The sequence below is a fragment of the Streptococcus infantis genome, assembly GCF_047463615.1.
GTDB lineage: Bacteria > Bacillota > Bacilli > Lactobacillales > Streptococcaceae > Streptococcus > Streptococcus infantis_X.
In genome coordinates this window covers 18,554-30,724 of the sequence record NZ_JASHDO010000005.1, presented here as the reverse complement: position 1 = coordinate 30,724, position 12,171 = coordinate 18,554, and the positions used below count along the sequence as shown (strand labels likewise).

The window sequence follows — 12,171 nt, the reverse complement described above, 5'->3', positions numbered from 1 at the left end:
ACCTCACTTTACAACTTTCTCGATAAAATTCTGAATAGAAGATAGGCCATCTGGCGTTCCAATACTTTCTGGATGATACTGCAAGCCATAAATCGGCAAGGTTTTGTGTTGAATCCCCATAATAGCTTGGTCATCTGTCGAACGAGCTGTCACTTCAAACTCTTCTGGCATCTCTTCAATTAAAATACTGTGGTAACGCATGACTGGACGATTGTCCTCAATTCCTTGATAGAGAACTGATGGAGTCTCAAATCGAATCTGGCTTTGTTTTCCGTGCATAACTTTAGGAGCCAAGCCCAACTTACCACCAAAGACTTCTGCAATGGCTTGGTGCCCCAAACAAATCCCTAGAATAGGTTTCTTACCAGCAAAATCACGAATCATTTCTTCCATTTTCCCAGCATCAGCTGGCCAACCCGGACCAGGAGAGAAAACTAATCCATCTGCCTTTGTAGCTTCTTCATAAAGATGTGGGTCATCATTTCTCAAAACCTGAACTTCTGCGAAATTCCCGATGTATTGAGCCAGGTTATAGGTAAATGAATCATAATTGTCAATCAATAAGATCATGGTCTTAGTTCTCCCATTCTAGTCATAGATTTAGCTTTGTTAATGGTTTCTTGGTATTCGTTCTGAGCGATGGAATCATAAACAATTCCTGCACCAGCCTGTACGTAGGCTGTTTGGTTTTTTAGAATCATGGTTCGAATTGCAATGGCGAAATCCATATCTCCAGTTGCTGATAGGTAACCGATAGCTCCTGCATATACGCCTCGTTTCTCTGTTTCTAATTCATAGATGCGTTTCATGGCTCGAATCTTTGGTGCCCCCGATACTGTTCCTGCCGGAAGTGTTGCCTTCAAGGCATCCATGGCAGTCAGTTCTGGTAATAAATGTCCCTTAACCACGCTGGTCAAATGCATGACATAGCGGAAAAGTTCGACTTCCATATACTTGGTTACTTGGACACTTGCTATTTCAGCAATTCTACCGATATCATTTCGTCCCAAATCCACCAACATTCGGTGTTCTGCCGTTTCCTTTTCATCAGAAAGTAGATCATTTGCTAAGGTCGCATCTTCCTCGTCATTGGCACCTCTAGGTCGCGTACCTGCAATTGGATTGGTTGTCACAATGCCATTCTTGACGGAAACCAAGCTCTCTGGACTGGCACCGATGATTTGATAATTTCCAAAGTCATAAAAGTAGAGGTAATTTGATGGATTGGTCACTCGGAGATTTCTGTAGAAGTCAAAAGGATTTCCAGTTACTTCTGCGGAGAAGCGCTGACTGAGCACACATTGGAACATATCTCCGTTGCGAATCAAGTCGCGAGCTGTTTCTACCATTTCTTCAAATTTCTGAGGTGCAATATGTGGTCTAAACTGAAGTGGAGAAACGTCCAAATCTTCAAATTCATTTGGAGCAGGGATTTTCAACTCTTCTAAAACCTGATCTAAAGCCACTTCTAGTTCTTCATTACTACGTTCACTGTAGAGAGCATCCTCAATGATATGAATTTTTTCTTTCTTATGGTCAAAAACTATATAACTCTCATATACGAAGAAATGCATATCTGGTGTCCCAATCGTATCCTCAGGGAGTTGGCCAATTTCTTCATAGAGAGAAATCATATCGTAGCCGACAAAGCCAATAGCTCCACCACCAAAAGGTAGGTCTGAATGGTGCTGACTCTTATGAGTCACCTCATAAAGGAAATCCAAAGGATCACGATCAATCACCTGACCATTTTGATAAAGGACTCCATTTTCAAACTTAATCTCAAAAACTGGGTTATAGGCTAAGATAGAAAATCGAGCATTTTCTTTTTCTCTTGGGATACTTTCAAGTATGACCTTGTGTTCTCCGTTCAAACGCATATAAGCCAAGATTGGTGATAAAACATCTCCATGAATGATTCGTTCCATTGTAATTTCCCTTTCAGTTCTTCTTAAATCCTGTGTTGATTCTACAAAAAATCCCCACGCAAAATAACTTGCGTGAGGACGAAATTCGCGGTGCCACCTCAATTATAGGATTTCTCCTATCTCTCATTCCTGTCTCAGATAGCTCCTGTAACAGGTTGTGCGATAAAGGGCACTCCCTTGAGAATTATGTTTTCTTCTCTCATTTCAGATGGACCCAACCTTACAGCTTTCTCTGCTTGTTTTCAGCAACCACAAGCTCTCTGTGAGAGAAATCTCTGTATATTTTCCATCTTTTATTTTTTAGCTTCAAGGTAGTCTGCAATGGCAGCTACGTCCTTGTCTCCACGACCAGAGACATTGATGATGATAATCTCATCTTTACTTAGTTTTGGTGCGCGTTTGACTGCTTCAGCGATAGCATGTGAGCTTTCAATTGCAGGGATAATTCCTTCTGTTTTGCTTAATAAAAGCAAGGCTTGGACAGCTTCTTCGTCGGTCGCTGCTACATATTCTACTCGACCAGAGTCTTTAAAGAAGGCATGTTCTGGACCGACCCCTGGATAGTCCAAACCTGCTGAGATAGAGTAAACTGGCGCGAGCTCTCCATCTTCCTTAAAGACTGCATAGGTCTTCATTCCATCGACAATTCCGACACTACCCTTGGTCATAGTTGCTGCGTGCTTGTCTGTGTCAAGTCCATGACCAGCAGCTTCTACCCCAACCAATTTGACTTCTTCATCAGCTACATACTGTGAGAAAGCTCCGATGGCATTGGAACCACCGCCCACACAGGCAATGACGTAGTCTGGCAGTCGTCCTTCTTTTCCCAAGATTTGACGACGAGATTCTTCACTAATAACTTTCTGGAATTCATGAACAATGGTTGGATAAGGGTGAGGTCCAACAGCAGAACCTAAAACGTAGAAGGCTTCAAGGTCATTCATCCATGCTCCAAAGGCTGCATCAACCGCATCCTTGAGGGTACGAGTACCAGTTTCAACTGCGTGAACAGTTGCTCCCATCATCTCCATGCGGAAGACATTGAGACGTTGACGCTCCACATCTTCTGCCCCCATGTAGACATCACATGCCATACCAAATTTGGCTGCAGCTGCCGCAGTCGCAACACCGTGCTGGCCAGCTCCTGTCTCAGCAATGACACGTTTTTTACCCATGCGTTTTGCTAGAAGTATTTGTCCCAAAACATTATTAAGTTTGTGAGATCCAAGGTGGTTCAGGTCTTCACGTTTGAGATAAATCTTAGCTCCACCTAAATGATCTGTCAAGCTCTCTGCATAGTAAAGCGGTGTTTCGCGACCTGAATAGTCCTTTAAGTAATGGCGAAATTCTGCCAAAAACTCTGGATCATCCTTGTACTTGTCAAATGTCACTTCCAACTCATCCAACAAAGCCTGAATCGGCTCCGGTACAAAACTACCACCAAATTGTCCAAAATAACCTTTAGTTGTCATAAAATTTTCCTCTTTCTATATTAATTCGGCTTTTTGTTTGCTTTTAGTAGTAGGCAAGGAGCTGCAGATAGAACTTAAGTTCATCAAAGTGACTTAACGCCCTAATAAAAGAAAAACAAAATGACCGAAAGAAAAAAGCCCACACACAGAATTAAACTCCATGTGAGGGCGTTTGTAACGCGGTACCACCTCAATTGTAAAGAGACTATCCCCTTTACATCTCTGCCTTGTCTAACAACAAGTTGCACTGTAAGGTGTGCGCACCGAATTTTCATTGTTTCAAATTCATTTTTTCAAATCAGCCCAATTTCACTAGTTCCAACCACCTGTTCACAGTAACCACAGGCTCCCTGAAGATCAGAAATAATTACTTTTCTGATTTGTTGAGTTAATTATATGTTATTGTTTTTTCTTTGTCAACCGTTTTCACTAATTTTTTACTAATTTTTTTAATTATTTTTCTGAAGCGCCTAGAACTTCTTCAGAAACTCTGACAAAAGTTTCGATGATATAATCTACTTCTTCATCCGTTAATTTCGTGTGAAGTGGTAGTGTAATTTCATTTACAAAGAAAGCATAAGCTCGTGGATAATCAGCCATGTCAAATCCTAGATCCTTATAGGCTGTCAAAAGAGGAAGCGGTTTGTAGTGAACATTACTTGCAATTCCTGCCTTGGCCAATTCTTGAATGATTTGGTTGCGTTGTTCGAGACTTGCTCCTTCTACATGGGTAATGTAGAGGTGACGACAAGATTCTACTGTATCTGTCTCATGCGCCAATGGATGAATACGAGTACCCACAAAACCACGATCATAGCGGTCCACGATGTCCTTACGACGTTGTAGCAAAGCTGGGTAACGATCCAATTGTACCAAACCAATCGAAGCCATGATATCCGTCATATTGCACTTGTAGGCCGGTGTAACGATATCGTATTCCCATGAACCCAGTTGCATCTTGGCAAGGGCATCCTTTGTTTGACCATGAAGGGAAAGAATCTGGAATTCTTTATACATTTCTTCATCGTCAATCGCTGGATTAACTTTCCAAGTCGCACTTCCGCCCTCAGCAGTTGTAAAATTCTTGACTGCGTGGAAAGAGAATGATGTAAAGTCTGCAATGGAACCAGCTGGTTGTCCTTTATAGGTTGAACCCAAAGCATGAGCACTATCAGAGACAATCACAATACGGTTAAAGGCCTTTTGCCACTTGCTACTAGCTGTAAAGAGGTCACGTTTCTTCTCAACAACTTGGAACAAACGGTCATAGTCACAGATAATCCCTGCAAGTTCTACTGGGATGATAACCTTTGTCTTCTCAGTAATCGCTTGCTCAAGCTTGTCATAGTCCATTTCAAAGGTATCATCTTGGATATCAACCATCACTGGTGTCGCACCGACGTGAGTGATAACGCTACATGATGCTGTATAAGTCATAGCCGGAACGATAACTTCATCGCCAGGACCCACTTCAAGCACGCGCAAGATTAATTCAAGAGCTGCTGTTGCAGAGTTGAGGCAGACTGTTTTAGGTGTCTGAGTATAGAGAGACAGACGACGTTCTAGTTCTTTTGTCTTTGGACCTGTTGTGATCCATCCTGAACGAAGGGTATCAGCTACCTCAACAATTTCAGCTTCGGTAATATCGGGTGGTGAAAATGGAATATTATACTTTATCATTGTTTTACTCCTTTGATCGGTTTCAATCTTGCGACTACTTATTTTAAAACTTCAAATACAGTCTGGAACATGATCTTGATATCTCCGAAGAAATTAAAATCACGTAGGTAGGCTAGATTATAGTGCATCTTTTCTGGAAGGACTCTTTCGACATAAGCCTGGTCGACCGTCATACCTTTTGCAGTCATTTGACTGATGATGGCATCCTCGTCCTTATAGTTAATGCTGGCAAGCGATGTAATCCCTGCTGGCAAGAGCAAGGTAGCCATCATTTCCGGGCTGTACTGCTCTGTATAACGTGGTACTTCTGGACGAGTTCCCACAAAGGACATCTCTCCTTTGAGAACATTGACCAATTGCGGAAGTTCATCCAAACGAACACGTCGAATGAAATTTCCAACCTTAGTGATACGGCTGTCATTGGCAGAAGTTACTAGACTTCCTTTCTTGTCCGCATCGGTCACCATGGTACGGAATTTCCAAATCTTGAAATGTCGGTTGTACTGGGTTACCCTCACCTGCTTGTAAATAACTGGACCCTTACTATCTAGCTTGATCCAAATGCTTAGAATCAGAAATACAGGTGAGGTCAAGATTAACAAGATCAAGGCTAGAAACAAATCTAGACAGCGCTTGAGAATCAGAGAGCCTTTTCTTTTAGAAACAAGCTGGTAGTATGGTTTTACCTCACTTAATTGCATTTCTTGAGGTAGTTCATCCCATTTCAGCATGCACATTCTCCTCTGTTTTTAATATGTAATCTTTATCAACATTCTACATTATACCACAAAATGAAAGAGGCAGTGCAAGAAATATGTATTTTAAAGGAATTCTTCCCTAGGAAAGAGCACCTGCCTGCAAACTATACATCTTGTGATAGGTTCCACCCAAGGCTAAAAGTTCCTCATGGGTTCCACTCTCAATAATACGTCCCTTATCAAGGACATAGATACAGTTGGCATCTTGGATAGTAGAGAGACGATGGGCGATGGCAATGGTTGTCCGGCCCTGTCTCATTTTAGCTAGAGAATTTTGAACCAGGGATTCTGTTTCAGAGTCAATATTAGCTGTCGCTTCATCCAAAATCAGAATTTTCGGTTGACTGGCAACCGTTCTAGCAAAGGCCAGTAGCTGACGTTGACCAGTTGAAAAACTCGAACCACGCTCAGATACAGGAGCATCATAACCTAAAGGAAGATCCTGAATGAAGGAATCTGCATCGACAAATTCTGCAGCAGCCTTGACTTGGTCATCGCTGATATCTTGGTACATAGCGATATTGGACTTAATGGTCCCATGATAGAGAAAGGGGTCCTGTAGAACCAAACCGATATTTTTTCTCAGCTCATCCTGACTATACTTACGAATATCCACACCATCTAGGAGAACCTGACCTGACTGAAATTCATAAAAGCGCATCAGAACATTGATGATAGAAGATTTTCCTGATCCTGTATGTCCGACAAAGGCAATAGTTTCACCTTTATTGACAGTAAAGGAAATATCATCGAGAATTTGGTGTTCCCCATCATAGGAGAAGGACACATGTTCAAAGCGGATATTCCCTTCTTGAATCTTGGATTGGCCATTTTCTTGGACCGGTTCATAGTTGGACTCATCGATCAGTGCAAAGACACGACCTGCTGACACCATGGATGTCTGAAGGGTAGAAAAGTTCTGTGTCACCTCGATGAGGGGATCAAAGAGACGGTTGATGTACTGGATAAAGGCATACATAGTTCCTGCCGTTATTCCTAGATAAAGTCCTCGATAGCCAAAATAAGCCATCAAAACCGCATATCCCAACAGCTTCAACAAACTCATAGCTGGACGCAAAAAGAGAGAATCCAAGGCCACTGAACGGTTAGCGTAGACTAGGTGTTCCTGGTTTATCTCATCAAACTCTTCTTGTAGGCGTTTTTCTTGGTTAAAGGCTTGAATAATACGAATTCCTTCGATATTTTCTGCCAGCTTACTGTTAATATCTGACAGTAGACTTCTGGTTTTTTCAATGACCTTGACCGATTTTTTACGGTAGAGATTGACCAAAAGGAAAATCAAAGGCAGGAAGAGCAAGACTAAAGCAGTCAGACGATAGTCCAGAACTAACATGGTATAAAGGGTCGTCACGAATATAAAGACTGCCGAGATAAAGCTAGATAAGATTCCCGAAAACATATCACTGATAGTCTCGGTGTCATTTGTCAAACGAGAGACAATAGAGCCTGCAGGCGTTTTATCAAAGTAAGACATGCCTAGCTTCTCCATATTGGCAAAGGCATCACGTCGGATATCTCTAACGATGCTGTAGGACACGCGCGCAAAAAGGAGATTCCCCACATATTGGACAATAGTTTGAAAAATGTAGAGACCATAGTAAACTAGCAAAACTGTAACAGCAAGCTGATTGAGATTGTTTAGATACTGGTCGATAAAGTGCGAAGCTACCAAGGGGATAACACTCTTAACAACAGTCGTCGCGAGGAGAAAAGCAAGGGCTAAAAAGGTGAGGAGTCCATAAGGCTTAAGATAGGACAACAAGCGTTTCAATACAGCCCATTGTTCTTGTTTATTGCGCATCTTCTTCCCCTTTCATTTCTAACTGTTGAGACTGGTAGGTTTGGGCATACCAACCATCCAAGGCTAGTAAGTCTTCATGCCTACCTCGTTCAATGATGCGACCATCCTGCATGACCAAAATCAAATCTGCGTGAACAACTGCACTGAGACGATGGGCAGTGATGATAGTCGTTTTATCTTTGCGAGTTTCCTTGAGATTATCGATGATTGCGAACTCTGTCTTAGCATCCACAGCTGACAAAGAATCATCTAAAATCAAGATATCAGGATTTAAAATCATAGCCCGACTCATAGCCAGACGTTGCTTTTGTCCACCAGATAGACTAACACCTTTTTCCCCGATAACTGTATCAAATCCCTCAGGCATGGCTTGAATGTCTTGATAGACTTGAGCCAACTTTGTCGCTTCTTCTACTGCTGAGAAAGGTAAGTCGGGATTTCCAAAGCGGATATTATCTAGGATAGAGCTAGCAAAGAGAAATTGGTCCTGTGGGACGTAACCAATCAAACTACGTAAGTCAGCTAGTCTATAGTCACGAATGTCATGGCCATTTAGATAAATGGTTCCTTGGTCAACATCATACTCACGTAGGAGCAACTTAATCAAAGCAGTTTTGCCTGAACCAGTTTGTCCAACCAAGCCTAAAGTTTGCCCTTTTTCGAGGCTAAAATGAATATCATTCAGCGTCTCCTCGTCTTCAAAGGCAAAACTATCAATAGCATAGTCCAAACGCCCGTTTTCAATCCCGTCAAGTGGAGATTCTGGATCTTTGACAGGTGACTCTTGGGACAATAGACTTTCGATACGGTGGTAAGAAACTTTCCCTCTTTGAGTGATATTAAAGAGGAAACCAATCGCCATCAAAGGCCAGACCAACATATCCAAGTAAGAGATAAAGGTGACCAGATTCCCGACGGTTACCTGTCCCGCTTGCACCATAAAGGCACCGACTAAGAGAGTTAAGGCATAAGAAGAACCAACAAAGAGCAAAACCATCGGGTCAAAGAGGCTATCATATTTCATGGTTTGCAGATTCTTTTGGAAGGTCAAATCATTAACTTCCTGGAAAGATGCCAATTCATCAGACTGATAACCAAAGGACTTGGTTACCTTAATACCTGATACAGACTCCTGAACCTTATTGTTGAGTTCAGAAAAGGCTGCTTGTGATTCTCCGAAAGCCTTATGGGTCTTTCTCCCCAAACGACTAGTCGCATAGGCCATAAATGGCAAGGGAAGAATAGCAACCAAGGTCATCTGCCACGAGATGCTAAAGAGCATGGTTAGTAAAGTCACCAAGGCTGTGATCGAGGCATCCACCGCCGACATGACACCTCCACCGGCTAGACGAGTCAGAGCATTGATATCATTGGTTGCGTGAGCCATCAAATCCCCTGTTCGATAATTCTGATAAAAAGCAGGCGACATTTTTGTAAAGTGCTCAAATAGTCTTGAACGCATGATTTGTCCCAGTCGGTAGGAGGTTCCTAGGATATACATGCGCCAAACGTAACGCAGATAGTACATCCCGAAAGCAGCGAGCAGGAGATAAAAGAGATGAAGCAAGAGCTCATCCTGTGTTAATCGTCCTGAAGTAATGGCATCAATTACGCGCCCCATAACCATCGGTGGGATGAGGTTGAGCACAGAAACCAAGACTAGAGCCACAATTCCAACGAGGTAACGACGTTTTTCTAACTTAAAAAACCACCAGAGTTTTTGGATAATAGACATAAAATTCCTTTCTAATGACAAATGGAAACCTGAGGCATGAACCCCAGGTTTTTCTTATTCATAGGTGACGACACTTAGTTGACCCTTGTCATACTCAGCGATAAAGATATTCATAGGAGTAACATTTCATTTATTTTCAATCTTTTACATGAATCATTCTTTATTATATAGGAATGACCTGGATTTTTCAAACTATACACTGGGGAAATACTTCTTTTTCTGGTATAATATTGTCTATAATCTGAATGAAAAGGTAAACATTATGAAACTGATCTCATGGAATATTGATTCCCTAAATGCAGCATTGACAAGTGATTCTGCGCGTGCGAAATTGTCACAAGACGTCCTCCAAACCTTGGTTGCTGAAAATGCTGATATCATTGCCATCCAGGAAACCAAGCTTTCAGCTACAGGGCCTACTAAAAAACATCTCGAGGTGTTAGAAGAACTCTTCCCTGGATATGAAAATACTTGGCGTTCCTCTCAAGAACCTGCTCGAAAAGGCTATGCTGGAACTATGTTCCTCTATAAGAAAGAACTAACTCCAACTATCAGCTTCCCAGAAATCGGTGCCCCTTCTACTATGGACTCGGAAGGACGCATCATTACCCTAGAATTTGATACATTTTTCGTGACTCAAGTTTACACACCAAACGCTGGTGATGGCCTCAAACGCTTGGAAGAACGTCAAGTCTGGGATGTCAAATATGCAGAATATTTGGCTGAACTAGACAAACAAAAACCTGTCCTAGCAACCGGAGACTACAATGTTGCCCACAAGGAAATTGACCTTGCCAACCCAGCCAGCAACCGTCGTTCACCAGGATTTACAGACGAAGAACGTGAAGGATTTACAAACCTTTTAGCCAAAGGATTTACAGATACCTTCCGCCATATCCATGGCGATGTGCCAGAACGCTACACTTGGTGGGCACAACGCAGCAAGACTTCAAAAATCAACAACACAGGCTGGAGAATCGACTACTGGCTCACAAGTAACCGTGTAGCAGACAAGGTTACCAAGTCAGACATGATTGACTCAGGCGCACGCCAAGACCATACACCGATTGTCATGGAGATTGATTTCTAAGGAGAAAACGAATGGACTATCAAGCTGTCATCCCTGAATTTGTCGTATCGGATATCGAGAAATCGCGTCACTTCTACTGCGACTTATTGGGATTCTCTGTCGAATACGAGCGTCCAGAGGAAAAATTTCTCTTCCTGTCTCTTGAAGATTGCCAGCTCATGCTAGAGGAGGGGAGTAAGGAGGAACTAGCTGAACTAAACTTCCCCTTTGGTCGTGGAGTCAATATCTCCTTTGGCATAAAGGATGTTCCTAGTCTCCATCAGAAAGTAATCGAGTCTAACTATCCTATTCATCGTCCTTTGACTAAAAGAGAATTTCGAGTTGGTGAACAATATATCTACCCTCATGAATTTGCAGTTCTAGACCCAGATGGCTATTTTTTAAGATTTAGTGAATAAGAAAAATGAGGCTGATAGTCTCTTTTTCAGTAGGTAAACATGAATTGACAGACCTGTAAATCCAGTGGCAAAAACATTTGCTAAAGCCCATGAAATCAGCATGTCAAAGAACTTTGATAGCCGTTTTTTGTATAAATGAGTAGAATGAAATCAGAAAGCGAGGAAATCTTATGCAAGTCGGAAAACAAATCCAGCACTATCGTAAAGAGAAAAATTTATCTCAAGACGATTTAGCTGAAATCATCTTTGTCAGCCGTCAATCCATTTCCAACTGGGAACGCGGCGCAACCTATCCTGATATTCAAAACCTGCTCTTACTAAGCAAGGTCTTTGAAGTGTCATTGGACAAACTAGTCAAAGGAGATTTGGAAACCATGAAACAAATTATTCACGACCAAGAATTTATGCGCTATCAAAAAGATGAAGTGGTCTTTAGCTTACTGCTAATTGGCAGTCCTATCATCAGCACTCCCCTCATTCTTTATTTGGATGGATACGGCATCGCTATTAGTTGCTTGATTCTTGCTGTCGCTATATTCTACGCCCTACGCATTGAGAAATTCAAGAAAGAGCATAATCTTCGTACTTATCGCCAGATTGTCGCCTATGAACAAGGACGCAGTCTGAGCGAGATTGAAGAAGCCGAAGAAAGGGGTAAAGCTCCCTACCAAAGAATCATCCTTCCTATTCTATTTAGCCTTGGAGTTGGCGCTATTACTCTACTGATTTCTTGGCTCTTACTTACTTTCTTCCCTATCAAATAAAAGCGAAGTCAATAGACCTCGCTTTTTAAATATCCTTAAAGTTATAGAGTTGCGGATAGTGAACACACTCTGGGTTTTTAGGGCGTAACTATCTACTCATTCTTTCTTTTATATCCTCACCTGTCTATCTTCAGACCGTCGTCCTGTGACAAACATGGTGAAGGTTGCCTTGCAGACATTTCGGCCATCTTGGTTGATGATGTCAACATCGACGACACAAGTGGTACGTCCTTGATGGACACATTCTCCTTTGATAGTGAGAACATCCCCTAGATTTCCAGCTTTCAGATAGTTGATGGAAGACTGGAGTGTCACTCCGTCTAAACCAAGCGAGATCACCACAAGTCCACTGATTTGGTCACAAAGGGTAAATAGATAGCCTCCATGGGCATTCCCGTAATAGTTGAGCGACGAGTCCACTACTTTGGTCGTCACCACAACGTGACCATCTCTCATTTTTTCAATTTCGTAATTTTCAAAGGCAGATATAGCGTCAAAGTGAAAATCTTTCATACGTTCCTCCT

Annotated in this window: 11 protein-coding genes and 2 other annotated features; of the genes, 3 read left to right on the top strand and 8 right to left on the bottom strand. The window is 42.1% G+C overall.

The window, feature by feature from the left end; all coding sequences use genetic code 11:
* Positions 1–3 precede the first annotated feature (3 nt).
* From QM874_RS05990 to QM874_RS05960, 7 genes are all read right to left on the bottom strand, one after another.
* The gene (locus QM874_RS05990) at positions 4–570 is read right to left on the bottom strand and encodes an aminodeoxychorismate/anthranilate synthase component II (protein WP_414316607.1); all 567 of its coding nucleotides are present in this window, start codon (positions 568–570) and stop codon (positions 4–6) included.
* Complete coding sequence (gene trpE, locus QM874_RS05985) at positions 567–1,928, bottom strand: anthranilate synthase component I (RefSeq protein WP_414316606.1); 1,362 nt, start codon at positions 1,926–1,928, stop codon at positions 567–569. The genes QM874_RS05990 and trpE overlap by 4 nt, the downstream gene beginning before the upstream one ends.
* A 71-nt stretch (positions 1,929–1,999) precedes the next feature.
* Positions 2,000–2,231, bottom strand: a binding site (T-box leader).
* Complete coding sequence (gene trpB / locus QM874_RS05980; protein ID WP_414316605.1) at positions 2,222–3,400, bottom strand: tryptophan synthase subunit beta; 1,179 nt, start codon at positions 3,398–3,400, stop codon at positions 2,222–2,224. (Overlaps the previous feature by 10 nt.)
* Positions 3,401–3,561: 161 nt before the next feature.
* Positions 3,562–3,793, bottom strand: a binding site (T-box leader).
* A 60-nt stretch (positions 3,794–3,853) separates the two neighbouring features.
* Positions 3,854–5,080 carry a DegT/DnrJ/EryC1/StrS family aminotransferase gene (locus QM874_RS05975; RefSeq protein ID WP_414316604.1) on the bottom strand — a complete coding sequence of 409 codons (1,227 nt, stop codon included), beginning with the start codon at positions 5,078–5,080 and terminating at the stop codon, positions 3,854–3,856.
* 38 nt (positions 5,081–5,118) lie between these two features.
* Complete coding sequence (locus QM874_RS05970) at positions 5,119–5,811, bottom strand: sugar transferase (RefSeq protein ID WP_414316603.1); 693 nt, start codon at positions 5,809–5,811, stop codon at positions 5,119–5,121.
* Between the two features lie 106 nt (positions 5,812–5,917).
* The gene (locus tag QM874_RS05965) at positions 5,918–7,660 is read right to left on the bottom strand and encodes an ABC transporter ATP-binding protein (RefSeq protein WP_414316602.1); all 1,743 of its coding nucleotides are present in this window, start codon (positions 7,658–7,660) and stop codon (positions 5,918–5,920) included.
* A complete protein-coding gene (locus QM874_RS05960; protein ID WP_414316601.1) occupies positions 7,650–9,395 on the bottom strand; it encodes an ABC transporter ATP-binding protein in 1,746 nt (581 codons plus the stop codon). The genes QM874_RS05965 and QM874_RS05960 overlap by 11 nt, the downstream gene beginning before the upstream one ends.
* A 262-nt stretch (positions 9,396–9,657) precedes the next feature.
* On the opposite strand from QM874_RS05960, the gene QM874_RS05955 reads away from it, so the two are divergent.
* The 3 genes from QM874_RS05955 to QM874_RS05945 all read left to right on the top strand — a co-directional run bounded on the left by QM874_RS05955 (position 9,658) and on the right by QM874_RS05945 (position 11,647).
* Positions 9,658–10,485, top strand: a complete 828-nt coding sequence (locus QM874_RS05955) for an exodeoxyribonuclease III (RefSeq protein WP_414316600.1) — start codon at positions 9,658–9,660, stop codon at positions 10,483–10,485.
* 11 nt (positions 10,486–10,496) lie between these two features.
* Positions 10,497–10,883, top strand: coding sequence for a bleomycin resistance protein (locus QM874_RS05950; RefSeq protein WP_414316599.1), 387 nt, complete (start codon positions 10,497–10,499; stop codon positions 10,881–10,883).
* A 170-nt stretch (positions 10,884–11,053) separates the two neighbouring features.
* Entirely contained in the window at positions 11,054–11,647 is a 594-nt protein-coding gene (locus tag QM874_RS05945; protein WP_414316598.1) for a helix-turn-helix domain-containing protein, read from the top strand.
* Between the two features lie 108 nt (positions 11,648–11,755).
* Here QM874_RS05945 and QM874_RS05940 read toward each other — a convergent pair whose 3' ends face one another.
* Entirely contained in the window at positions 11,756–12,160 is a 405-nt protein-coding gene (locus QM874_RS05940; RefSeq protein WP_281335684.1) for a PaaI family thioesterase, read from the bottom strand.
* Positions 12,161–12,171: the final 11 nt, after the last annotated feature.